The organism is Kineococcus sp. AC630, from assembly GCF_979255925.1.
The window spans coordinates 12,792-34,237 of sequence record NZ_CEEDMJ010000017.1; the positions used below are offsets into that span (position 1 = coordinate 12,792).

A 21,446-nucleotide genomic window follows, 5' to 3' on the forward strand; every position below is an offset into this window, starting at 1 on the left:
CCTCCTCGTCCCGACTTCCACCGCGCGGTCCCGTCGGTGCTCGATCGTCAGGTGTGGCGTTCATCCGAGCAGGCGTGAGCGACGGATCCGGCCGGCCGGGTCCACGGCGTCGGCGATGGCCGCGGCACGTCGGCGGGTCCCGGTCGGCAACGCGTCGGGAACGCCGGCGGCGCCGTCGATCCAGGCACCAGGGGTGTACCCGGTGTCGACCGGGCGCCACACGTCCTGCGCTGCAGCGAAACCCTCCTGGATCTGCGCGTGGGTGGAGCGGTCGAGGGTTCCGACGGCGTGGTAGATGAAGTCTCCGGGTGGGCTGACGAGGGCACCGCTGCGGCGGGTGGGGGCGCCGGCGGTGTGGCGGATCTCCAGCAGGACCAGAGGGGAGTCCGGACCGGCGGCGGTGGACAGCAGCGCTGCGGCGACGTCGGGAGTCGAGGCGCCCAGCCAGCGCGCGTCGCCGACGGCCGGGGTCGCGACCGGCGGGTCGAGGTGGATGCTCGCCAGTCGTGCCGCGTCGCTGGGACCCCAGGTGTCCGAGACGGGGGTGGCGGCGCTGCGCATGGCGTGGAGCAGGGGGCCGGCGGCGCCTGGTCCGTCGGGGTCGGCGAGGGCGAGGTGGACGGCGACCCGGCCGTGCAACGCGGGCGGGAACAGCGGCAGCGGGGGCACGTGCAGGACGGAGATGCTGTGGGAGACGTTGCCGGACAGCGTGTCGACGATCCCCGACCACGCGGCGAGGAGGTCGGGCAGGGCCTCGACGTGCCACAGCAGCGCCCCGGCGTGCAGGTCGGGGGCGGGGAAGAGGTCGAACTCCAGGGTGTGGGCGATGCCGACCCCACCGGCGCCGCGGAAGGCCCACAGGGCGTCGTGGTCGATCTGCTCGGGGGCGTCGTCGGTGGCGGTGCGGAGGCGGCCGTCGCCGTCGACGTAGTGGACGGCGCGCAGGGATCCGCTGGCCAGGCCGTCGCGGCGGACCAGCCAGCCGATGCCGCCGCCGAAGGTGTACCCGCAGACCGAGACGGTGGGGGCTGAGCCGGCGAGCCCGAGCAGGCCGTGGCGTTCGGCCGCGGCGTTGACGTCCGACCAGGTCGCGCCGGCCCCGACGGTGGCGGTCCGTGCGGCGGGGTCGACGACCACGTCGATCAGCCGTGAGGTGTCGAGGAGGACGTCGGTGTCCCCGACGGGAGCGCCGGCACCGTGGCCGGTGGCCTGGGGAACGACCTGCAGCGGCTGACCGGAGGACCGCACCAGCTCGCCGACCGCCGTGAGCGTCCGGGAGAGGTCGCCGGGTTCGGTGACGGTCACCACCCAGCCGGGTCGCTGCCGGGTGACCGAGTTGCTCGGGTGGATCGCCGCGGCGTGGTCGGGGGAGTCGACGCCGGCGAGGGGGCTGTTCACGAGGGGTTCTCCTGGGAGGTCGACGGCTGGGTGAGCACGCGGTGGGCGAGGTCGAGTCGGGCCTGGGCCTGCCCGGGCATCAGTCGTCCGGCAGCGTCGAGGGTGGCCAGGCCGTGCAGCAGGGACCAGACGACCTCGGTCCGGGTGTCGTCGTCGGTCCCGTCGCCGGTGGTGGGGAAGGCGGCGCCCAGGGCGGCGAAGGCGCGTCGCGGTTCTGGACGGTCCCCGACGGCGAAGGTCAGTCCCGAGGGCAGCGAGAACATCGCCTCGTACACCTGCGGCCGCGTGGCGGCGAAGTCGAGGTAGGCGCTCATCCGCGCCCGCGGCGAGGTCTCCACCGCCTCCATCGCCGCGGCCAGTTCGTCGAAGCCGCCCAGCGCCACCGCGTCGACGAGCGCTTGGCGGTTCGTGAACGCGGAGTAGAGGACGGGTTGGGTGACGCCGAGCTCGCCGGCGAGGCGGCGCATCGTGACCGCGCCCCAGCCTTCGGACTCGGCGACGGTGCGGGCGGTGCGGGTGATGAGTTCGCGGCGGGAGGCGAGGTCCGGGGCTGGGCGAGGAGGCACGAGACCATGCTAGCGTCGTTATCTATCAGCGCAAGACTTCAGAGAAACGGCCGGTCATGCACCTCACCGCACTCGTCATCGCCCTCCTCGCCTGTGTCGCCATCGCCGTCGTCGGAGCTCGCTTCCTCCTCGTGCCGCAGCGCGCGACGCTCGACTACGGGGCACGCGTCGACGACCTCCGCGCCCTGACCGCCATCAAGGGTGTCCGCGACATCACCTCCGGGGTGGTGCTGCTGGTCGTCTGGGCGGCCGGGGGTTCCACCGTGCTCGGATGGGGCCTGGTGGCCGCGGCCGTCACCCCGGTCGCGGACGCCGCCGTCGTGCTCACCCGCGGCGGCAAGCCCGCCACCGCCTTCGGCGTCCACGGCGCCACGGCGGCCCTGCTCGTCGCGGCGGGTCTCGTCCTCGCGCTGGGGTGAGGTGCTGCCGGTGTCACCTCGAGGGACCTACCGGCGCGCCACCAGCGAGAACATCAACGGGCACTCGGGGGCGCCCGGGGGCAGTTCCCACCCCCGCGCCGTCGAGACCATCGCGGGGAGCGCCTTCCACGGCATGGTGCGGTGCTCGTGGAACGCCTCGATGCGCAGCCCGGCGGCGAGAACGGCCCCGAGGACCTCGCCCAGGTCGTGCGGCCACTGGTAGGTGACGGTGTTGCGCATCCGGGTGTCGCTGGCGTACGTCACGCCGTCGTCGAACCTCCGCGGTTCCCCGGCCGCGAAGTACGGTTCGCCGAGCACCAGGAGGTCGTCGTCGCGGTCGTGCTGCAGGGCGCTCAGCACCGGGTGGGCGTCGTGCACGAGGAACACCCCGCCCGGCCGCAGGAGCCGGGCGACGGCGCGGGCCCAGCTCCCGAGGTCCTCCAGCCAGGTGAGCACGCCGACGGAGGTGAGGACCACGTCGAACTCGCGACCGAGGACGTCGGGTGCGTCCTCGTTGCGGCACTGCACGAACGTCGCCTGCGCGCCCGCCCGCTCGGCCAGCCTGCCCGCCGCCTCGATCGCGGCCCCGGACAGGTCGGTGCCGACGACGCGCGCCCCGCGGCGGGCCAGGCTGATGGTGTCGGTGCCGATGTGGCACTGCAGGTGCACCACGTCCAGGCCGGCGACGGTGCCACCGGGCAGGTGCGGTGCGAGGACCCGGGTCTCCACCTCGACACCCACGGCGCTGCGGTCGTCGGCGAACGCCTCGGCCCCGTAGGCCACGAGGTGGTCGGCGACGCGTTCGTCCCAGTTGCGCATGTTCGTGCTGACGGCGTCCGCGGTCACGGTTCCTCCTCGTTCGAGGCGTCCACGATCGTCACGGTCGGCCCGACCGGGCAACCTGTTTCCGACGGCGCGCCCCTCCGTCCTCGGCGGTGACGAGCCAGGTGGCGAGGAGGGCGAGACCCAGCCCCGCGATCGTCACCGCGGTGACCGGTTCGCCGAACCAGAGCGCTCCCCAGGTCGTGGTCACGGGCGGGACGAGGAACAACAGGCTGTTCACGGTCGTGATCCCGACCCGTTGCAGCAGCAGCCAGTACAGGCCGTACCCGCCGAAGGTGGGGAAGGCGACCAGCCACGCGGTGGCCACCCAGAACGCGGGTTCGGTGGGCGGGGCGGCCGTTCCGTGGACCAGGGCCAGCAGGGTGAACACGACGGCAGACGTCGTGCAGTGGATCGTGAGGTTGCGCCAGGGGTCCGGCGGGCCCGGGCTGCGACGTTCGAGGAACGTGGCCGCGACGAGGCACGCCATCCCGGCGAAGGGCACGGCGTAGGCCCACGGTGCCGCGTGCGTCCCCGGAGCGCCGGCGTCGGCCCAGGTGACCGCGCCGACGGCCACCAGTCCGAGCAGCAACCCGACCCGCTGGCGACCGCGCACGGCCACCCCGAGCAGCAGCCCGACGAGGGCGGCGACGACGAGGGGTTGGGTCCCGTCGACGAGGGCCGTCGTGCCGGTGCTCACGCCCAGGTCGATCGCCCAGTAGACGGTGAGCAGGTACCCCGACTGCGACAGCAGGCCGATCGCGCTCTGCCGCAGCAGTTCTGCCCGGCCCGGTCGGGTCCGGTGCCGGCGCAGCGCGGTGATGAGGAGCAGGACCACCGCGAGGGGCAGGAACCGCCAGACCAGCACGGTCGACACGTCGTAGGCCTGGGCGCCGAGCTTCGCGCCGACGAAGCCCGACGACCAGCAGACGACGAAGAGGGCCGCGAGCCCGGCGGTCACGGCGCTCCGAGGTATACCGATCGGTATAGTCATGGTCCCGAGAGTAACCCGATCGGTATAGTGGTGCGCGTGGAGAACGCCATCGACTGGACCCCCAAGGCGCGCGCCGTGCTCGACGCCGCCTCGGACCTCTTCTACGCCCACGGCATCCACGCGGTCGGGGTCGAGGCGATCGCCGAACGGGCAGGAGTCACCAAGAAGACGCTCTACGACCGCTTCGGCAGCAAGGAACGCCTCGTCGTCGAGTACCTCACCGCCCGCGACCGGCGGTGGCGCACGCTGCTCGCCGAGCACCTCGAGTCGGCCGGCCCCGGCTCTGCGGAACAGGTCGACGCGGTCTTCGCCGCGTCGCAGGCGTGGTCCGCGACCGACGGCCCCAAGGGCTGCGCCATGATCAACGCGCACGCCGAGATCAACGACCCCTCGCACCCGGCCTACGCGGTCATCGTGGAGCAGAAGCGGTGGATGCTGCAGCAGTTCCGGACCGCTGTGGGCGAGGAGGACCTCGCCCGGGAACTGTTCCTACTCCACGAGGGCGCGCTCGTGACCCACGGCGTCGGCGTCCTCGACGACGTCTTCGAGCGCGCCCGGACCGCGGCCGCGGCCCTGCTCGGTTAGGCGCGACCCCGACGTTTCCGGCGGTGTTCCACGAAGGCCTGGAGGTTCTCCCGGTAGTGGTCGGCGACGGCCTGCGCCGAGGCCTCGTTGCGGTACCCGTCGTCCACGCGGATGGTCACGTAGACCTCCCACGCGCCGTCGCTGCGCCGCCCCAGGCGCACCTCGGTCCACTCGTCGTCGAGGTGGGGCAGCAGCATGAGTTCGGGGAAGTTCGCGGGGTTCGCCAGCAGGTCGTCCTCCATCGGCCCAGCCTGGACCCACGCGCTGCGCCGGGCCCGCAGCGACACGTCAGGTCCGCGCGTCAGGCCGAGGCGTCAGACGTGGTGCAGCGGCTCCTCGGTCGGATCGGTGGGGACGACGTCCCGGGTCAGGCACCACGAGGCCCGGCCCGGACGGGGGCGCAGCAGTTCTCCCCGGTCTCCCGGCACGGCGGGGACCCCGTGCGCCAGGATGGGCCCGGTGATCCTCGAACAGGCCGTCCTCAGCGTCCTCCCCGGCCGGTCAGCCGAGTTCGAGGAGGCGTTCGCCCGGGCCAAGCTGATCATCTCCGCCGTACCCGGGTTCCAGGGGCTGACCCTGTCCTCCTGCGTGGAGCGCCCCGACACCTACCTGTTGCTGGTGCGCTGGGACACCCTGGAGGACCACACCGAGGGTTTCCGCGGATCCGCCGGGTACCAGGAGTGGCGATCCCTGCTCCACCACTTCTACGACCCGTTCCCCCTCGTCGAGCACTACCGCGAGGTCGCCTCCGCCTGACCGTCCAGCCCGGCCGCGCGGGTCCGGGGGTTCGAGCACGACGACGTCTCCCGTCCGCAACCGGCCACCGCGGCCTCCCGTGGTTCCGGTCCCACCCTCGCCGTCTGTCGCCGCCGCACCCGGGGTGCGGTGGGCGTGTGCGCACGGGGATCGGCAGACTGCAGGGGTGGACGAGCGGATGCGGGTGGTGCTGGCGGGCGCGGACGTCGACGCCGTCGTGGACCTCGGCTGCGACCTCGCCGACGCCGGACGGCAGGAGGACGCGCTGGTCTGCTTCGAGCGGGCGGTGGAACTCGGCGGCGACTGGGTCTGGGGCAACGTCGGCAACACGCTCCTGGAACTGGACCGGCCGCTCGAGGCGGCGGAGGCGTACCGCCGGGCGGCCGCGGCGGGGGAGACCGACGCGTGGGTCCACCTCGGCCACCTGCTGGAGTCGCTGGGCGACCTCGACGGCGCGGCGGGTGCCTTCGCGGCCGCGGGCGAGAGCGGTCTGCCCGAGGGTTTCGTCGAGCTCGCCCACCTGCGGCACGACCGCGGCGACCTCCCGGGCGCCGACGCCGCGCTGACCCGCGCGGGGGAGGACCCTCAGGCGTTCGCGCTGCGCGCCTGCTGGGAGTGGGAGGCCACGCTGGACCCGCAGCTCGAACCGCGGCTGCGCGCCGGAGCCGCGGTCTCCGGGGCGGCGCGCGCGGCCCTCGCCGCGCTGCTGCTGCTGACCCGCCGGGCCGGGCAGGCGCAGCAGCAACTGGAACTCGGCGCGAAGCTCGGTCAGCGCGAGTGCTGGCTCCCGCTGGGCAACCTGCTCGCGGAGAGCGACGTCGACGCCGCGGAAGCCGCCTACACCGCGGGGATCGCGGCCGGGGACGCGTACTGCCACCACAACCTCGCGTTGCTGCTGCTCGAACGGGGCGACCTGCAGCGCGCCGAGTTCCACCTCGCCGCCGGCGCCGCGGCGGGGGACGACCTGGCCCGCCGCGCGCTGCGCGACCTCCCGCGGGACTGAGTCAGCGCAGGACCTCGACGTCGCCGAGTTCCGCGCGGACACGGGCCTCGTCGCGGGCGCGGGGTCGCACGAGGTGGGCGTGCTGCGCCTGGCGCAGCAGCGGCAGGTCACGGGCGTCGTCGGTGTAGGCGTGCGCCACCGGCAACCGGATCCCCGCCCGTCGCAGCGCCTGCACCTTGAGCTCACCGCGGATCGCCACGGCCACGGGTGGGGCCCACCGGCGGTGCCGGAACGGACTGGCCACCAGGAGGACGTCGCCGAGGCCGAGTTCACGGCAGACCGCCCGGGCGAGGGGTTGCGCGCACGCCGTGGCGACGACGACCTCGTCGCCGGCCCGCACGTGGAGCACCAGCCGCTCGAGTGCGACCTTGACCCGCCCCCGGCGGACGTGGTCCGCGGCGAACTCCTCGAAGGCGCGCTGCAGAGCGGAAGGGCTGCGGCCGAAGGTGATCGAGGTGATGAGCTGGAGTTCCGCCCGCGCCCGACCACCGCGGCGCAGGCGGGCGGAACCCCAGAGCGGGGCGGTCAGGGCGAGGGCCAGGAAGCGCAACGGGTTGCGCCGCAACGACCGCGTCAGGAAACCTCCGAACGCGTCGCCCGCGACCAGCGTGCCGTCCAGGTCGGGGACGACGATCGCCCCGCCCACCGGGGTGGTGGACGGGGCGACGTGGGAACGACGGTCGGTCAGGAGCGCGACTGCCCGCGCTCGGTCAGCCAGCCGAACGGTGCGGCGATCTCCTCGGCGGCCTCCGGACCCCAGGAACCGGGTTCGTAGGGCAGCAGTTCGGGACGCTCGGCGAGCAGCGGGCAGGCCACCCGCCACGCGTCCCGCAGGCCGGCCGACGTCGTGAACAACGCGCGGTCGCCGATGAGGACGTCGCGCAGCAGCGCGGCGTACGGCGGCAGCGGTTCGGCGTTCGGCAGGGCGGCGAGGTCCAGGTACAGCTTGCCCGGCACCAGGTCGTCGGAGACGCCGGGGCGACGAGCGGTGACGCCGGCCTCGACGGACCCGTTGCCGCTCAGGATGAACGTCAGCGTCTCGGGCACCGCGTCGTCGTCGTGCTGCGGGCTGTTCAGCGGGCGCTTGAACACCAGGGTCACGTGCTGGTGGCTCTCGGCGAGCTTCTTGCCCGTGCGCAGGACGAAGGGGACGCCTTCCCAGCGGGGGGTGTCGACCCACACCTTGGCCGCGACGAACGTGTCCGTCGTGGAACCCTCGCGGACGTCCTTGATCTCCTGGTACCCGGTGCCCTGGCCGAGGACGACCTCGGTGGGGTCCAGCGGGCGGAACTTCGCCAGCACGTTCTCGCGGGCCTGGGCGAGCGCGTCGGAGGTCCAGTCCGTCGGCGGGTCGAGCGCGACCTCGGCCGCGACCTGCAGGAGGTGGGTGACGAGCATGTCCAGCGTGGCGCCGGTCTCGTCGTAGAACGTCGCGCGGTCGTCGACCCCGAGGACCTCGGGGACGTCGATCTGGACCTGCGCGACGTGCTCGTTGCTCCACAGCTGCTCGATCATGCGGTTGGCGAACCGCAGGACGTGCAGCTGCTGGGTCGCCTCCTTGCCGAGGAAGTGGTCGATGCGGAAGACCTGCTGCTCGTCGAAGACCGACTGGACCAGCTGGTCGAGTTCCTCGAACGACTCCGGCGAGGTGCCGTACGGCTTCTCGTAGACGACGCGGGAACCTTCGGCCAGGCCGTGCGCGGCGATCGCCTCGGTGTAGCCCTGGAAGGTCGAGGGCGGCAGGGCCAGGTAGTGGACCACCTGCGCGTCGTCACCGACCTCCTGCTTGGCCGCGGCGATCGCGTCCAGCAGCTCGCCCGGATCGTCGGCCGTGAAACCGCCGCCGGCGAACCGCAGCCCCGGCAGGATCGACTCGATGACCTCGTCGTCGACACCGTTCTTGCCGCGGGCGAACTCCTGCAGACCCTTGCGGACGTGGTCGCGGTAGGAGTCGTCCGGCTGAGCCTTGCGGCCGCTGCCGATGAGGACCCACTTCTCGGGGAGGAGGTCCGCGGCGGCGAGGGCCGCGAAGCCCGGCATGACGAGACGTTTGGCGAGGTCACCCGTGGCGCCGTAGACGACGAAGACGGTGGGGCCGGCGCTCGTGGTGGTGGCGCCCAGCGCGTTGCTCATGTCCGTCTCCAACTCGATGGGGGGTCAGATGATGCCCGCGCCTACGCTACCCGGCTGTGGACACGTCTCCGTGGGTGCACCGTCTCGGTCTCGGCCTCGCCGCCGTGGGCCGCCCCGCCTACATCACGCTCGGCCGCGACGAGGACCTCGCCGCGGCGCGGTCCGTCGAGGAGCTGGAGGCCCGGTCGCACCAGCTGCTCGACCGGGCCTTCGACCTCGGCGTCCGCTACCTCGACGCCGCCCGCTCCTACGGCTACGCCGAGCGCTTCCTCGGCAGCTGGCTGGCCGCCCGCCCCGGCGCTCGGGAGCAGCTGACCATCGGCTCGAAGTGGGGCTACGAGTACGTGGGGGAGTGGACGCTCGACGCCCCCCTGCACGAGCGCAAGGACCACAGCCCCGCCGTCTTCGACCGGCAGTGGCCCGAGACCCTCGAGGCCCTCGGCACCACCCCGGACGTCTACCTGGTGCACTCGGTGACCCCGGACAGTCCGGCGCTGGGCGACGACGAGCTGCTGGACCGGCTGCGTGCGCTCGCGGCGGGCGGGGTGCGGGTCGGGATCTCCACGAGCGGCCCGGAGCAGTTCGCGGTCGTGCAGCGGGCCCTGGCGGTGCCCGACAACCCCTTCAGCGCGGTGCAGTCGACGTGGAACCTCCTCGAACGCTCGGTCGGGGCCGCGCTGGCGGAGGCGCACGACGCCGGGTGGCTCGTCGTGGTGAAGGAGGGCGTCGCCAACGGCCGGCTCACCGCCCACGGGGCGGAACCGGGTCTGGCGCAGATGGCCGCGCTCGACGGGCAGACCCTCGACGCCTTCGCGCTCGGTGCGGTGCTCGCCCAGCCCTTCGTCGACGTCGTCCTCAGCGGGGCGGTGACGCTGCCCCAGCTCGAGCAGAACCTCGCGGCGCGCCCCCCGGCGTCGGTGCCCGACGGTGTCGTCGAGGCGCCCGCGGCGTACTGGGCGACCCGGAGCGCGTTGTCCTGGGGATGACCTCGTGACCGGTCGACCGGCCGAGGATCCCCGCCTCGCCGCGCTGGTCGTGGAGTCCCGCGGCTTCTACGCCCGTCGGGTGCCCGGACGCGGTCCGAACGGTCCCGTCGAGCTCGAACGGGCCCGCTCCGCGGCGACCCCACCGCCCGTGTCGCACCCCGCGCCGGCCGTGGAGGTGCTCGACGGGGTTCCCGTCCGGATCCACGCCCCGGCCGGTGGTGCGACGGGGGTCCTCCTGGAACTGCACGGTGGCGGTTTCTTCCTGGGGTCGGCGGCGGCGAGCGACGTCCGCAACCGCGAACTCGTCGACGCCCTCGGGGTCGCGGTGGTCAGCGTCGACCACCGGCTCGCCCCGGAGAACCCCTGGCCCGCCGCCCCGGACGACTGCGAGACCGTGGCGCGCTGGCTCGTCCGGAACGCCGCGGACCGGTTCGGCACGGAGAGGCTCCTGCTCACGGGTTTCTCGGCGGGATCGACCCTGGCCGTCGCGACGCTCGTGAGACTGCGGGACAACGGTGTCGACCGCGCTGCCGGAGCGGTGCTGCAGTTCGGGACCTACGACCTCAGCGGCTCCACCCCCGCCGGACGCCTCATCGCGGACGAGTACTTCCTCGACGCCTACGCAGGTTCCCTGGCCGACCGGACGCACCCGGACTTCTCGCCCGTCTTCGCCGACCTGCGGGGCCTCCCGCCGGTCCTCGTGGTGGTGGGGGCCGACGACGTGCTGCTCGAGGACAACCTGGCGATGGCCGAGCGGTTCTCGGCCGCCGGGGTCGACGTCGACCTGCGCGTCTACCCCGCCTCGCCGCACGGTTTCACCGGACACCCGACGTCGATGGCGCGCGCCGCGCTCGCCGACGTCGAGGACTGGCTCCGGGATCGCCTGGAGCCCACCGCGGACCCCTTCCGCTGATCGACGACGGACCCGTGGAGATCCGGGCGTGCGCCGACGTGGTCCACTGCCCCGGTGCCGCCACCGCTGAGCCCCGAGGTCGAGGCTCGTCTGCGGACGGAGCGCACCGTCTGGCTGACGACCCTGCGTCCCGACGGATCGCCCCACACGACCCCCGTCTGGTTCGTCCACGAGCCCGGCACCTGGTGGATCGGCAGCGGCGAGCGCAACGTCAAGGTGCGCAACCTGTCGCTCGATCCCCGGGTGTCGCTGGCCCTGCCGGACGGGGACCACCCGGTGGTCGCCGAGGGGGTCGCGCACGTGCACCGCAGGGGCTTCCCGCAGCACGTCGTCCAGGGGTTCGCGGCCAAGTACGGCGGGTGGGACATCACCGTCCCGGCGCACCCCGGGGGAGCGCAGGTGCTCGTCGAGGTGCCCGTCACCCGCTGGCTCCTGACGGGTGCCGCGCAGTAGTCGCGCACGCGACCGATGAGTTCGCGGGACCCTCCGGGTCCACCACGCGAGCGGACCGACGACGACACCGGGAGGACGACGTGGGCCAGATCCACCTCGAGCTGTTCGCGACCCTCGACCTCGTGGGCCAGGCCCCCGGCGGCCCCGACGAGGACCCGATCGGGTTCGGGTTCGGGGGGTGGCAGGCGCCGCTGCTGGACGAGGTCAGCGAGGCGCAGGTCGGTGCCGCCTACGAGGGCACGGACGCCCTGCTGCTCGGCCGCCGGACGTACGAGATCTTCGCCGGCTACTGGCCGCACCAGACCGAGGGCGACATCGCGACCCTCTTCAACCGGCTCCCCAAGTACGTGGCCTCGCGCGGTCGGCCCGACCTCTCCTGGGCCGGCTCGACGCTGCTGGGCCGCGACCTCGCAGCCTCCGTCCGTGAGATCCGCGACCGGCACGAGAACGTCAAGGTCGTGGGGAGCCTGAACCTCGTCCAGACGCTGCTGCGCGAGAAGCTCTTCGACGTCCTCGACCTCTGGATCCACCCGATCGTGCTGGGGGAGGGCAAGAAGGTCTTCGCCGGCGGCGCGGTGCCGACCAACCTCACCCTGCTCGAACCGCCGTCGGCCGGGCCGAAGGGCGCGGTGCACCTGCGCTACGGCCTCGCCGACGGGGTTCCCGCGACCGGCGACATGGGGTAGGGCCGGGCTCGCTGCACCGGGGAGTCGTGTCCCTGCCTGCGGCCGTCACCGCCGGGCGATCACCCGGTCGAGCCACTCGACGAGCAACCGGCGCTCGCCCTCGCTGAGCACGTCGAGTTCCGGCGTGACGGCGCGGAACGCGACGGCGATCGAGGCGTCGTCCACGGGGTCGGTGGCGTCGGTGAGGATCTGACGCAGGACGGCCTCGAACATCGCGTCGGCCAGACCGGGGTCGCGCCGTTCCGGCGGGGAGGCGAGCAGGGTGGTGATGGTGCCGACCCCGGCGGCCTGGAAGAGGTCCACGGCGAGGGTTTCCGCGACGCGGAGACGGCCGGTGGTGGCGAGCCGGTGGATCCGGGCCTGCAGAACTCTGCGGCCCGATTCGGCTGCGGGGGAACGCACCACGCGTTCCGGATCGCTCAGGAGGCGGAACAGGGTCGGGTTCGTGACCCCGAACTCGATCTGGGAGTTCCAGCCGCGGCGCAGGTCGGCCAGGGGGTCGACCTCCTCGGCCGTCGCGGCGGCCACGACGGCGGCCTTCGCGGTGACGTAGCCGGACATGACGTGCTCGGCGACGGCCTCGAGCAGTCCGTCCTTGTCGCCGAAGAGGCGGTAGATGGCGGGGGCCTGCAGGCCGGCGGCCTCGGCGACCCGACGGGTGGTCACGGCGGCGGGCCCCTGCTCCCGCAGGAGTCGGGCGGCGGCGTCGACGATCCTCGACCGGGTGTCGCTGCGTCGGTCGGTCGTCTCGGTCACGTTCCAACGGTAACGCACTCTTGCTATCGCTGAGATTCCGTGGTTACTCTGATTCCGATATCAGCGATACCAGCGATACCAGAGGAGTTCACCATGATCGTCGTCACCGGTGCGACCGGCGCCCTCAACGGCGTCACCGTCGACCACCTGCTCGAACGCGTCCCGGCGAGCGAGATCGCCGTCGTGGCGCGCGACGTCGCGAAGGCGCAGCGCTTCGCCGACCGCGGGATCGAGGTCCGCCGCGGCGACTACGCCGACCCGGCCTCGCTGCCCACCGCGTTCGCCGGGGCGGATCAGCTGCTGCTGGTCTCCTCCAGCGACCCGCGTGCCGATGCGGTCGCCCTGCACCGCAACGCCATCGAGGCCGCCGTGACCGCTGGCGTCGGGCGGATCCTCTACACCAGCCACCAGGGGGCGGCCGCGGGAACCCCGTTCGGGCCGGGCCGCGACCATGCCGCCACCGAGGAACTGCTGGCCGGTTCCGGCCTGCCCTGGACCTCGTTGCGCAACGGGTTCTACGCGCACAGCCTGGGCTGGCTGAGCGGACCCTGGCGTGAGACCGGGCGGATCACCGTCCCGGCCGAGGGGCCCGTCTCGTGGACGGCGCGCGAGGACGCGGGGGAAGCCGCGGCCGTGGTCCTCGCGTCCCCGACCCCGTTCGAGGGCCCGACGACCCTCACCGCGAGTGCCGCCCCGACGTTCGCCGAGGTGGCCGAGACCGCCTCCGCGATCGTGGGACGCACGATCGAGCTCGAGGTCCTCGCGCCGGAGGCGTGGGTCGCCGCGCAGGTCGCCGCCGGCACCCAGGAGTTCATGGCCCGGTTCCTGCTGGGCATGTACCAGGCGGCCGAGCAGGGGTTCTTCGCCGGGACCGACCCGTTGCTCGCCGACCTGCTGGGCCGGGAACCGCAGACCGTCCGGGACGTGCTCGAACGGCCTGCGGTGCACTGAGGTCAGGCGGTGAGGAACTGGCCGTAGAACTCGGCCGGGTCCTTGGCGAGGGAGGCTTTGATCATCTCGCTCCAGTCGTCGACGAGGATCTCGATCTTCCCCGCCACGATGCCGTCGAGGGTCGCGCGGGCCGCGTCGGCCGGGTCGATCTTGGGACCGTCGTAGCCCTTGGTCATGTCCGTCTCGGCCGACCCCAGGTGGACGGAGGTGACCAGGGTCCCCTGGCCGTGGAGTTCCAGGCGCAGGGCGTTGCTCATGTTCCAGTTCGCCGCCTTGGACACGGCGTAGGCGCCGGTGCCCGGGTAGGCGAACCAGGACAGCGCCGAGGAGACGTTCGCGATGGCCCCGCCGCCGTTGCGGGCCAGGACGGGGGCGAAGGCGCGGACCATGGACAGGGTGCCCCAGAAGTTGACGTCCAGTTCGGCGCGGACGCCGTCGAGGTCGGCGTCGAGGAGGTTCGCGCCGGTGGAGATCCCGGCGTTGTTCACGAGGAGGTTCACGTCGCCGGCCTCGCGGGCCGCGGCCGCGACGGCGTCGGCGTCGGTGATGTCGAGCGCGAGCACCCGGGCGCCGGGCAGGTCGATCGAGGCGGGGTTGCGGGCGGCGGCGTAGACCGTCGCGCCCCGCTCGAGGAGCTGGGCGGCGAAGTGTCGCCCGATACCGCGGTTGGCGCCGGTGACGAGTGCGGTGGTGGTGCTGTCGATGTCCATGCCGCTACGCTAGAACCTGACGTTGACGTGAGAGGCAAGTCGTGACCGGCAAGAGGGTGAGGGGTGGCCGTGCGCATCGGTGAGGTCGCCAGGCAGGCGGGCGTGAGCGTCCGCGCTCTGCGCTACTACGAGGAGCAGGGGCTGCTGACCTCCGAACGCGCTCCGAGCGGCCAGCGGCACTACCCGGTCGCGGCCGTCGAGCGGGTGAAGTTCATCCAGAACCTCTACACGGCGGGGCTGGGCAGCAAGGCCGTCCTGCGGATCCTGCCCTGCATGGAGCACGGGGTCCTCACCGACGAGATGCAGGCGCGGTTGCTCGACGAACGGGAACGGCTGCAGGCCCAGCTCGAGGAGCTGACTGCGACCCGGGACAAGCTCGACGAGGTCATCCGCCTCGGGGAGGCCTACCGCCGCGACCCGGCGGCACTGGGTTGCGAGCGCGCGTCGTGAGCTCCCCCGAGGAGCAGCTCGCCCGGTTGCGCAAGGAGGCGAAGGCCAAGGGCTGGACCCTCGAGGCCCCCACCTCGCGGCACCCCGGGTACCTGCTGACCAGCGGGAAACCGGGGGACAAGGACGCCCGGATCGCCTTCGGGGCGGCAGGTCCGGTGCTCACCCTCGCCGAGGTCGAGCAGTGGCTCCGGGAACTGCCACGGACCTGAGGTCGACCTCGTGCTGCTGGGGGGCCAGGACCTGCACCCCGAGCAGCACGACGTCGTCCTCGGCGTAGCCCTCGACCATCCTCAGCAGCTCGTCGCAGATCTCCGCCAGGCTGTGGTGGAGCATCCCGGACACGGTGCGCCGCAACCACTGCAGGCCGTCCTCGATGTCGGCGTCGCGACGTTCCACGAGTCCGTCGGTGAACAGCAGGACGCCCGCCCCGAGGGGCAGGACCAGCCGGTGGTCGCTGCGTCCGGTCTCCGGGTCGAGTCCCAGCAGGAGTTCCGGTTCCGGCTGCAACAGGGTGGCCGAACCGTCCGGCGAGCGCAGCAGCGGCGGCGGGGCGCCCGCGTTGCTCCAGCACATCGTGCGTTCTCCCTCGCCCGGCCCCTCCTGCAGCGTGAGCAGGACGGAGGTGGCGAGGCCGCCCACGTCGAGGTCCGCCAGGGCGTGGTCGAGGCGGGTCAGGACGGTCGCCGGCCCCGCCGTGCTGCAGTAGGCGATGCCGCGCAACAGGTTGCGGACCTGACCCATCACCGCGGCGGACTCCTCGTCGTGCCCGCTCACGTCCCCGACGACCAGCGTCGTGCGGCCGTCGGCGGTCCGGAAGCTGTCGTACCAGTCGCCGCCGATCTGGGCGCGCTGCGCCGCCGGTCGGTAGCGGGCGACGACGAGGACGTCCTCGGGCTGACGCGGTTCGGTCAAGAGGCTGCGCTGCAACGCCTCGGACATGCTGACCGCGTCCGCGGCGACGGCCTGCTCGGTCTCGCGGGTCCGCAACCGACCGACCGCCTGACCGTACTGGACGGCGATCGTCGCGACGAGGTCCACGTCAACCTCGGCGATCGGCCGCGTGAGCGGCCACGAGAAGCTGAGGGCACCCAGCGGCCCGTCGCCCGCTCGCAGCGGAACGACGACGCACCCGGGGTGCAGCGCACGTGCACCGGTCCTGACCGCGCTCACGAGGGGGGAGCCGGCGTCGCGGGCCAGCTCGCCCCGCGTCGTCACGAGCCGGTCGGCCGCGCTCGTGACCTGCCAGAGGTCGAGCGGGCCCGCCGGGTCGGCGAGGGAGAGCAGGGCGACCTCGAAGCGGGTGGCGTCCACGGCCTGCAGCCCCAACCCGGCCACGGCCTCGATCAGTTCCTCCTCGTGCTGGGCGTGCGCGAGTCGCAGCGCCGCACCCCCGAGGGCGTTGACCCGGTGCGCGGCCAGTCGTTCCGCGGCGCGCGCGGCCTCGACCTCGTGGAGCCGGACGAAGAGCTGCGCCTCGACCTCGCGGGTCCGCGACCGGTCGCTCTCGCGGTCGCGGACGTAGTCGGTGACGTCCTCCACCCGCTGCAGGACGTACTCGGTGCTGCCGTCGTCGGCGAGCAGCGCCACGGAGGTGAGCGACCAGTGCCGTCGCCCCATCTCGCCGGTCGCGGGGTCGAGGATGTCGTACTGCTGGATGGGCAGGGAATCGGTCTGCCCGGTGTCGCGGGTGCGCAGGAACGAGGCCAGGACGGGGTTGCGCCCGTCCGGGGTGAGGGACTCGCGGGTCGGCGGGAAGGCGTCGAAGACGAAGCACCCCAGCAGGTCGGCGCGTTCCCGTCCGGTCACCCGGCAGTAGGCCCGGTTGGCGTCGACGATGACCAGTTCGTGGTCCATCACGAGGTAGGCCGTGGGCAGCCCGTCGAAGAGCGCGACGAAATCGCGTACGACGCCGGCCATCCGCCCACCCTCCGTTATCTAGACATCACTCTTAGCACGCGGCTGGGGGGCGCGGGAGCAGAACGGTGAAGATCACGTCCAGCTGGCGGTCACGCTGTTGCGCGCGAGCTGCGCCAGTTCGGCCTCGCTGAACCCGGCCTCGTCGCGCAGGCGCCGGTAGTTGTCGCCGACGTGGGCGCCGAAGTACGTCGGGTCGTCGGAGTTGACCGTCACCAGGGCTCCCGCGTCGAAGAGTTCCCGGATCGGGTGCGACGCCAGGTCGGGGACGACCTTGAGCCGGAGGTTCGACACCGGGCACATCGTCAGCGGTACCTGGTCTCGAACCACCCGGTCCACCAGGGCGGGGTCGCTCGCGATCGCCACCCCGTGGTCGATCCGGTCCACGTGGCAGAGGTCCAGCGCCTCCCAGACGTAGGACGCCGGCCCCTCCTCACCCGCGTGGCAGGTCGTCCGGAAACCCCGCTCGCGGGCGGTCGTGAAGTAGCGGACGAACTTCGACGGCGGGTTGCCGAGTTCGGAGGAACCCAGGCCGAACCCCACGATGCGGTCGGCCCAGGGCATCACGGCCTCCAGCATCGCCAGCGCGTCGTCCTCCGAGCGGTGGCGTTGCGCGCTGGCGACGAGCGCGGCGTCGATGCCGGTCTCCTCGTGGGCGCGGGCGAAGCCGTCGAAGAGACCCTCGAGCTGGTCCTCGAGCGGGACGCCGTTGGCCAGGAACGTCTGCGGACCGAAGAAGACCTCGGCCCGGGTGACCCCGTCGGCCGCCGCCCGGCGCAGGTAGGTGGTGGCCAGGTCGGCGAAGTCGTCGCGACGGCGCAGCACCCGGCACCCCTGGAAGAACACGTCGAGGAAGGACTGGAGGCTGGAGAACTCGTACGCCGCGTCGACGTCCTCGACGCTCGTGTACGGCACGTCGACGTCGTTCTCCCGGGCCATGCGCAACAGCTCGGCGGCCTCCAGGGTCCCCTCGAGGTGGACGTGCAGTTCGGCCTTGTCGAGTTCCTCGATCACGTCCCGACCCTACCGAGGCGGGTTCAGTCCTGCGGGGGTTCTCCGCGGAGGCGTTCCATCTCGCGACGGTCGCGCTTCGTCGGCCGTCCGGCTCCGCGGTCGCGGGTGCCGAACGCGCCGAAGAACTCGTCCTTCGGGGGCGGGGGTGGGGAGTTGTCGACGTAGGCGGCCTGCGCGATCGGGGCGCCCACCCGCTTCTCGAGCAGCTGCACCACCTCGAAGACCTTCTCGTACCCCTCGACCCGCACGCGCACCTCGTCGCCGACGTGCACGCTGGTCGAGGGTTTCGCGCGTTCGTCGTTGACGCGCACGTGTCCCGCCTTCACGGCGGCGGACGCGAGCGAGCGGCTCTTGTAGAGCCGCACCGCCCACGTCCACTGGTCGATTCTGGTCAACTCGCGAGAACTCCGTCGACGAGTTCCTGCGCCTCGGCCTGCACCTGCGCGAGGTGCTCGCCGCCCTGGAAGGACTCGGCGTAGATCTTGTAGACGTCCTCGGTGCCCGACGGGCGGGCCGCGAACCAGGCGCTCTCGGTGACGACCTTGAGGCCACCGATCGCCGCCCCGTTGCCGGGGGCCTCGGTGAGCTTCGCGACGATCTTCTCGCCCGCGAGCTCGGTCGCGCTGACCTGGTCGGCCGAGAGCTTCGAGAGCGTCGCCTTCTGCTCGCGGGTCGCGGCCGCGTCGGAGCGCTCGTACTCCGGCGCCCCGAACTGCGCGGTCAGGTCGGCGTAGTGCTGGCTGGGCGTCCGGCCCGTGACGGCGGTGATCTCCGAGGCGAGCAGGGCCAGCAGGATGCCGTCCTTGTCGGTGCTCCAGACCGACCCGTCCTTGCGCAGGAAGGAGGCGCCGGCGCTCTCCTCGCCGCCGAAGCCGACGGAGGCGTCCAGCAGACCCGGGACGAACCACTTGAACCCGACGGGGACCTCGAGCAGCGTGCGGCCGAGGGACTCCGCCACGCGGTCGATCATCGAGCTGGACACCAGCGTCTTGCCGATCGCGGCGCTCTGCGGCCAGCCCTTCCGGTTGCCGAACAGGTACTGGATCGCGACGGCGAGGTAGTGGTTGGGGTTCATCAGCCCGTCGGGGGTGACGATGCCGTGCCGGTCGGAGTCGGCGTCGTTGCCGGTGGCGATCTGGAACTGGTCGCGCTTGGCGATGAGCGAGGCCATCGCCGACGGCGAGGAGCAGTCCATGCGGATCTTCTCGTCCCAGTCCAGCGTCATGAACCGCCAGGTCGGGTCCACCAGCGGGTTCACGACCGTGAGGTCGAGGCGGTGGCGGTCGGCGACGGCCTGCCAGAACTCGACGCTCGCGCCGCCGAGCGGGTCGGCCCCGATGCGGATCCCGGCGTCGCGGATCGCGTCGATGTCCAGGACGTTGGGCAGGTCGTCGACGTAGGTGCCCAGGAAGTCGTAGCCCTGCGCGGCCGCACGGGCCTTCGCGAACGGCACGCGCTTGACGCCCTCGAGACCGGCCTCCAGGTAGGCGTTCGCCGTCCTCGCGATCCAGCCCGTCGCGTCGGTGTCGGCGGGGCCGCCGTTCGGCGGGTTGTACTTGAACCCACCGTCGCGGGGCGGGTTGTGCGAGGGGGTGACGACGATGCCGTCGGCCAGGCCGCTGCCGGTCGTGCGGATCGAGGAGCCGTCGCGGTTCGCGCGCAGGATCGCGTGCGAGACCGCCGGCGTCGGGGTCCAGGAGTCACGGTCGTCGACGAGCACGGTGACGTCGTTGGCGGCGAGGACCTCGAGGGCGGACACCCACGCGGGTTCCGACAGCGCGTGGGTGTCGCGACCGATGAACAGCGGACCGTCGAAGCCCTGCTCGCGGCGGTAGTCCACGATCGCCTGCGTGGTGGCGAGGATGTGGTTCTCGTTGAACGCCGCGTCGAGGCTGGACCCGCGGTGGCCCGAGGTGCCGAAAGCGACGCGCTGCCCGACGTCGGAGGGGTCCGGCTGGGTCGCGTAGTAGGCCGTGACGACGTGCGAGACGTCGATGAGGTCCGAGGGTTCTGCGAGCTGTCCTGCGCGCGAGTTCGTCATGGCTTCCTCGTCACTCCTGCGGTTCCGCTGACACCGCGCTCTGCGGTCGAGACCGATGATGCTGCACCCGTACCCGCCATCCCGCCACCGCCCTGCCGCGGCGACCCGGGAGGCTCAGGCCGGGAGGCCGTCCGTCCCGCGGGCCCGGGGCAGCTTCGCGGCGTACATGCGCCGGTCCGCCTCGGCCAGGGCGTCGGCGGCCGACCAGGTCCCGTCGCACACGAGGACACCGGTGCTCGCCCCCCACGCGACGACGTCCGAGGGTCGCTGCGCCCGGGCGAGAGCCTCCGCGTAGCGGGCCACGCACCCCTCGGCGTCGGCGGCCTCGTCGAGCTCGGCGCAGACGACGAACTCGTCCCCGGCCAGTCGCGCGACGGTGTCACCGCCGCGCGAACCGCTGAGCAGGTGCTGCGCGACGCGGTGCAGGACCTCGTCCCCGGCGGCGTGCCCCAGCCGGTCGTTGACGGCCTTGAACCCGTCGAGGTCGACGAAGGCCAGCAGCACGTACCCGCCCCGGCGGGCCGCGCCGCTCAGCGCCTGCTCGAGGCGGTCGATGAACAGCAGCCGGTTGGGCAGGCCGGTGAGGCCGTCGTGGGTGGCCACGTGGGCCAGGTGCCGCTCACGGCGGACGCGCTCGGTGACGTCGCAGGCCGTCACGACCACCGCGACCCCCTCGGGGAGCTCGATCGTGGTCTCCACCGACTCGATGCGGACCTCCTCGCCGCCGGGACGCACGAGGGTGACCTCCGCGGACCCGGACAGCGCCCGCCCGCCCAGCAGGCGGTCGATGCGGGCCTGGACGAGCTGGGCGGAGGCCGGGTGGACCAGGTGCGACATCCACAGGCCCACGGCCTGCCCCGGGCCCGTCCCGAGCATCTCCTCGGCGCAGCGGTTGGCGTAGACGATCCGGTCGTCGAGGTGGATCCACACCCCCATCGGCACCTGCTGGACCAGCTGCTCGAACGGCACGGTGACCTGTGGTCGCGACGGCACGCTGACGCGTCCGCTGTCCATCGGGTCCCCTCCCGCCCCCGCACGTCGCCGGCGGGTGCAGGGGACGGGTGGAGCAATGAGGTAACGCTACGTGATGATTTCTCCTACAGAAAGTGGTTGAGTGCCGCATCACCCGTTCGCGGCGCCTCCCGCCGGGAGTGCCGGTCCTCAGGGGGTCTCGCGCGCCTTGAGGTGGCCGAGGAGGGCCGCGAGCAGGGCGATGACCGCGGCGAGGGCCAGGCCCGCGCCGATGTGCCAGCGCAGCAGGGCCGCGCCGACCGCGGCCCCGGCCAGGATGAGGACGACCGCGCCGATCCGTCGCCGCCACCCCTCGCCCGTGCCCCCGGCGAGCCGGGAGTCGGCCGCGAGGCCGGTGAGCGTGGAGGTCACCACGACCGTGGTGACGTCCTTCACCGCGAGGCGGCGGGCGGCGGCGCCCTGACCACCCATGACCACGCCGAGGACGCCCGTGACGGCCAGGGCCGCCGGCGGTGCGGTGGTGCCGGCCTCGACGGGGACGCCCTGCAGCCCCGTGACCACGACGGCCAGCACGCCGAGCCCGACCCCGACGAGTCCGAAGATCACCGAGGAAGCCGTCGTCCAGCCCGTCGCCGCCTTGCGCAGCACCCGGCCGACGACGGTGGCGCCCACGAGGAACCCGAGCAGCGCGACGATCGGGCCGACGATCGGGAGGTCCTCCGCGCCCGTGAGGGCCATGCCCAGGATCACGACGTTGCCCGTCATGTTCGCCGTGAACACGCGGTCGAGGCCGAGGTAGCCGACGGCGTCGACGATGCCGGTCGAGAACGTCAGGACCAGCATGAGCGCCAGGTGCCACTTCTTCGCCACGAAACTCCCCGTTCCTCCAGGTGAGTTCCGGAAGATACCGGAGCGTCGGCAACA

Annotated in this window: 26 protein-coding genes; 11 read left to right on the forward strand and 15 right to left on the reverse strand. The window is 72.9% G+C overall.

Features of this window, described 5'->3' with window-relative positions; translation table 11 throughout:
* Window positions 1-60 precede the first annotated feature (60 nt).
* Both AC0I8G_RS17760 and AC0I8G_RS17765 read right to left on the reverse strand, forming a co-directional pair.
* The gene (locus AC0I8G_RS17760; RefSeq protein WP_471731123.1) at window positions 61-1,398 is read right to left on the reverse strand and encodes an FAD-binding oxidoreductase; all 1,338 of its coding nucleotides are present in this window, start codon (window positions 1,396-1,398) and stop codon (window positions 61-63) included.
* A complete protein-coding gene (locus AC0I8G_RS17765; protein WP_471731124.1) occupies window positions 1,395-1,964 on the reverse strand; it encodes a TetR/AcrR family transcriptional regulator in 570 nt (189 codons plus the stop codon). The genes AC0I8G_RS17760 and AC0I8G_RS17765 overlap by 4 nt, the downstream gene beginning before the upstream one ends.
* 56 nt (window positions 1,965-2,020) lie before the next feature.
* On the opposite strand from AC0I8G_RS17765, the gene AC0I8G_RS17770 reads away from it, so the two are divergent.
* Entirely contained in the window at window positions 2,021-2,383 is a 363-nt protein-coding gene (locus tag AC0I8G_RS17770; RefSeq protein WP_471731125.1) for a DUF4267 domain-containing protein, read from the forward strand.
* Window positions 2,384-2,410: 27 nt separating this feature from the next.
* Here the strand turns inward: AC0I8G_RS17770 and AC0I8G_RS17775 are convergent, their stop codons facing one another.
* Together AC0I8G_RS17775 and AC0I8G_RS17780 are read right to left on the reverse strand one after the other, a co-directional pair.
* The gene (locus tag AC0I8G_RS17775) at window positions 2,411-3,229 is read right to left on the reverse strand and encodes a class I SAM-dependent methyltransferase (protein ID WP_471731126.1); all 819 of its coding nucleotides are present in this window, start codon (window positions 3,227-3,229) and stop codon (window positions 2,411-2,413) included.
* A gap of 31 nt (window positions 3,230-3,260) precedes the next feature.
* On the reverse strand, window positions 3,261-4,199 hold the full coding sequence (locus AC0I8G_RS17780; RefSeq protein ID WP_471731127.1) for a DMT family transporter: 939 nt from the start codon (window positions 4,197-4,199) through the stop codon (window positions 3,261-3,263).
* Between the two features lie 36 nt (window positions 4,200-4,235).
* On the opposite strand from AC0I8G_RS17780, the gene AC0I8G_RS17785 reads away from it, so the two are divergent.
* The gene (locus AC0I8G_RS17785) at window positions 4,236-4,784 is read left to right on the forward strand and encodes a TetR/AcrR family transcriptional regulator (RefSeq protein WP_471731128.1); all 549 of its coding nucleotides are present in this window, start codon (window positions 4,236-4,238) and stop codon (window positions 4,782-4,784) included.
* Here AC0I8G_RS17785 and AC0I8G_RS17790 read toward each other — a convergent pair.
* Window positions 4,781-5,026 carry a hypothetical protein gene (locus tag AC0I8G_RS17790; RefSeq protein ID WP_328293951.1) on the reverse strand — a complete coding sequence of 82 codons (246 nt, stop codon included), beginning with the start codon at window positions 5,024-5,026 and terminating at the stop codon, window positions 4,781-4,783. The two genes, AC0I8G_RS17785 and AC0I8G_RS17790, sit on opposite strands and share 4 nt — an antisense overlap.
* 208 nt (window positions 5,027-5,234) lie before the next feature.
* Between AC0I8G_RS17790 and AC0I8G_RS17795 the strand changes: the two genes are divergently transcribed.
* Both AC0I8G_RS17795 and AC0I8G_RS17800 read left to right on the forward strand, forming a co-directional pair.
* Window positions 5,235-5,540: an antibiotic biosynthesis monooxygenase family protein gene (locus tag AC0I8G_RS17795; protein WP_471731129.1), complete on the forward strand. Its 306-nt coding sequence runs from the start codon at window positions 5,235-5,237 to the stop codon at window positions 5,538-5,540.
* 166 nt (window positions 5,541-5,706) lie between these two features.
* Window positions 5,707-6,543 (forward strand): tetratricopeptide repeat protein, encoded by an 837-nt coding sequence (locus AC0I8G_RS17800; RefSeq protein ID WP_471731130.1) that lies wholly within the window; start codon window positions 5,707-5,709, stop codon window positions 6,541-6,543.
* 1 nt (window position 6,544) lies between these two features.
* On the opposite strand, the gene AC0I8G_RS17805 is transcribed toward AC0I8G_RS17800, so the two are convergent.
* Entirely contained in the window at window positions 6,545-7,189 is a 645-nt protein-coding gene (locus AC0I8G_RS17805) for a haloacid dehalogenase-like hydrolase (protein ID WP_471731131.1), read from the reverse strand.
* Between the two features lie 38 nt (window positions 7,190-7,227).
* The gene (locus AC0I8G_RS17810) at window positions 7,228-8,676 is read right to left on the reverse strand and encodes a glucose-6-phosphate dehydrogenase (protein WP_471731132.1); all 1,449 of its coding nucleotides are present in this window, start codon (window positions 8,674-8,676) and stop codon (window positions 7,228-7,230) included.
* 56 nt (window positions 8,677-8,732) lie between these two features.
* Here AC0I8G_RS17810 and AC0I8G_RS17815 point away from each other — a divergent pair, with 56 nt between their 5' ends.
* The 4 genes from AC0I8G_RS17815 to AC0I8G_RS17830 all read left to right on the forward strand — a co-directional run bounded on the left by AC0I8G_RS17815 (window position 8,733) and on the right by AC0I8G_RS17830 (window position 11,714).
* Window positions 8,733-9,662, forward strand: coding sequence for an aldo/keto reductase (locus tag AC0I8G_RS17815; protein ID WP_471731133.1), 930 nt, complete (start codon window positions 8,733-8,735; stop codon window positions 9,660-9,662).
* Window positions 9,663-9,666: 4 nt separating this feature from the next.
* Entirely contained in the window at window positions 9,667-10,575 is a 909-nt protein-coding gene (locus AC0I8G_RS17820) for an alpha/beta hydrolase (protein WP_471731134.1), read from the forward strand.
* 54 nt (window positions 10,576-10,629) lie between these two features.
* Entirely contained in the window at window positions 10,630-11,028 is a 399-nt protein-coding gene (locus tag AC0I8G_RS17825) for a pyridoxamine 5'-phosphate oxidase family protein (RefSeq protein WP_471731135.1), read from the forward strand.
* Window positions 11,029-11,108: 80 nt separating this feature from the next.
* Window positions 11,109-11,714, forward strand: coding sequence for a dihydrofolate reductase family protein (locus tag AC0I8G_RS17830; protein WP_471731136.1), 606 nt, complete (start codon window positions 11,109-11,111; stop codon window positions 11,712-11,714).
* A gap of 45 nt (window positions 11,715-11,759) precedes the next feature.
* On the opposite strand, the gene AC0I8G_RS17835 is transcribed toward AC0I8G_RS17830, so the two are convergent.
* Window positions 11,760-12,470, reverse strand: coding sequence for a TetR/AcrR family transcriptional regulator (locus AC0I8G_RS17835; RefSeq protein ID WP_471731137.1), 711 nt, complete (start codon window positions 12,468-12,470; stop codon window positions 11,760-11,762).
* A gap of 93 nt (window positions 12,471-12,563) precedes the next feature.
* Here AC0I8G_RS17835 and AC0I8G_RS17840 point away from each other — a divergent pair, with 93 nt between their 5' ends.
* A complete protein-coding gene (locus tag AC0I8G_RS17840) occupies window positions 12,564-13,421 on the forward strand; it encodes an SDR family oxidoreductase (RefSeq protein ID WP_471731138.1) in 858 nt (285 codons plus the stop codon).
* A gap of 2 nt (window positions 13,422-13,423) precedes the next feature.
* Here AC0I8G_RS17840 and AC0I8G_RS17845 read toward each other — a convergent pair whose 3' ends face one another.
* Window positions 13,424-14,131 (reverse strand): SDR family oxidoreductase, encoded by a 708-nt coding sequence (locus AC0I8G_RS17845; protein WP_471731139.1) that lies wholly within the window; start codon window positions 14,129-14,131, stop codon window positions 13,424-13,426.
* A gap of 69 nt (window positions 14,132-14,200) precedes the next feature.
* Here AC0I8G_RS17845 and AC0I8G_RS17850 point away from each other — a divergent pair, with 69 nt between their 5' ends.
* Entirely contained in the window at window positions 14,201-14,581 is a 381-nt protein-coding gene (locus AC0I8G_RS17850; protein WP_380258393.1) for a MerR family transcriptional regulator, read from the forward strand.
* The gene (locus AC0I8G_RS17855) at window positions 14,578-14,790 is read left to right on the forward strand and encodes a hypothetical protein (protein ID WP_471731140.1); all 213 of its coding nucleotides are present in this window, start codon (window positions 14,578-14,580) and stop codon (window positions 14,788-14,790) included. Before AC0I8G_RS17850 ends, AC0I8G_RS17855 begins: the two co-directional genes overlap by 4 nt.
* On the opposite strand, the gene AC0I8G_RS17860 is transcribed toward AC0I8G_RS17855, so the two are convergent.
* The 6 genes from AC0I8G_RS17860 to AC0I8G_RS17885 all read right to left on the reverse strand — a co-directional run bounded on the left by AC0I8G_RS17860 (window position 14,741) and on the right by AC0I8G_RS17885 (window position 21,365).
* Window positions 14,741-16,498: a PP2C family protein-serine/threonine phosphatase gene (locus AC0I8G_RS17860; protein ID WP_471731141.1), complete on the reverse strand. Its 1,758-nt coding sequence runs from the start codon at window positions 16,496-16,498 to the stop codon at window positions 14,741-14,743. The genes AC0I8G_RS17855 and AC0I8G_RS17860 overlap by 50 nt on opposite strands.
* Before the next feature lie 72 nt (window positions 16,499-16,570).
* Window positions 16,571-17,509, reverse strand: a complete 939-nt coding sequence (gene add, locus AC0I8G_RS17865) for an adenosine deaminase (protein WP_471731142.1) — start codon at window positions 17,507-17,509, stop codon at window positions 16,571-16,573.
* 23 nt (window positions 17,510-17,532) lie between these two features.
* Window positions 17,533-17,904 (reverse strand): RNA-binding S4 domain-containing protein, encoded by a 372-nt coding sequence (locus tag AC0I8G_RS17870; protein ID WP_328293967.1) that lies wholly within the window; start codon window positions 17,902-17,904, stop codon window positions 17,533-17,535.
* The gene (gene pgm, locus AC0I8G_RS17875) at window positions 17,901-19,550 is read right to left on the reverse strand and encodes a phosphoglucomutase (alpha-D-glucose-1,6-bisphosphate-dependent) (protein WP_471731143.1); all 1,650 of its coding nucleotides are present in this window, start codon (window positions 19,548-19,550) and stop codon (window positions 17,901-17,903) included. The genes AC0I8G_RS17870 and pgm overlap by 4 nt, the downstream gene beginning before the upstream one ends.
* A 114-nt stretch (window positions 19,551-19,664) precedes the next feature.
* Window positions 19,665-20,564 carry a diguanylate cyclase domain-containing protein gene (locus AC0I8G_RS17880; RefSeq protein ID WP_471731144.1) on the reverse strand — a complete coding sequence of 300 codons (900 nt, stop codon included), beginning with the start codon at window positions 20,562-20,564 and terminating at the stop codon, window positions 19,665-19,667.
* Window positions 20,565-20,711: 147 nt separating this feature from the next.
* Window positions 20,712-21,365 (reverse strand): YoaK family protein, encoded by a 654-nt coding sequence (locus AC0I8G_RS17885; protein ID WP_471731232.1) that lies wholly within the window; start codon window positions 21,363-21,365, stop codon window positions 20,712-20,714.
* Window positions 21,366-21,446: the final 81 nt, after the last annotated feature.

Bases quoted from the DNA above. Each gene is read 5' to 3' on its own strand.
- AC0I8G_RS17860 (WP_471731141.1), bottom strand. From the start codon at position 16,498: ATGGCCGGCGTCGTACGCGATTTCGTCGCGCTCTTCGACGGGCTGCCC.
- AC0I8G_RS17790 (WP_328293951.1), bottom strand. From the start codon at position 5,026: ATGGAGGACGACCTGCTGGCGAACCCCGCGAACTTCCCCGAACTCATG.
- AC0I8G_RS17880 (WP_471731144.1), bottom strand. From the start codon at position 20,564: ATGGACAGCGGACGCGTCAGCGTGCCGTCGCGACCACAGGTCACCGTG.
- AC0I8G_RS17810 (WP_471731132.1), bottom strand. From the start codon at position 8,676: ATGAGCAACGCGCTGGGCGCCACCACCACGAGCGCCGGCCCCACCGTC.
- pgm (WP_471731143.1), bottom strand. From the start codon at position 19,550: ATGACGAACTCGCGCGCAGGACAGCTCGCAGAACCCTCGGACCTCATC.
- AC0I8G_RS17795 (WP_471731129.1), top strand. From the start codon at position 5,235: ATGGGCCCGGTGATCCTCGAACAGGCCGTCCTCAGCGTCCTCCCCGGC.
- AC0I8G_RS17770 (WP_471731125.1), top strand. From the start codon at position 2,021: ATGCACCTCACCGCACTCGTCATCGCCCTCCTCGCCTGTGTCGCCATC.
- AC0I8G_RS17885 (WP_471731232.1), bottom strand. From the start codon at position 21,365: ATGCTGGTCCTGACGTTCTCGACCGGCATCGTCGACGCCGTCGGCTAC.
- AC0I8G_RS17840 (WP_471731138.1), top strand. From the start codon at position 12,564: ATGATCGTCGTCACCGGTGCGACCGGCGCCCTCAACGGCGTCACCGTC.
- AC0I8G_RS17845 (WP_471731139.1), bottom strand. From the start codon at position 14,131: ATGGACATCGACAGCACCACCACCGCACTCGTCACCGGCGCCAACCGC.
- AC0I8G_RS17780 (WP_471731127.1), bottom strand. From the start codon at position 4,199: ATGACTATACCGATCGGTATACCTCGGAGCGCCGTGACCGCCGGGCTC.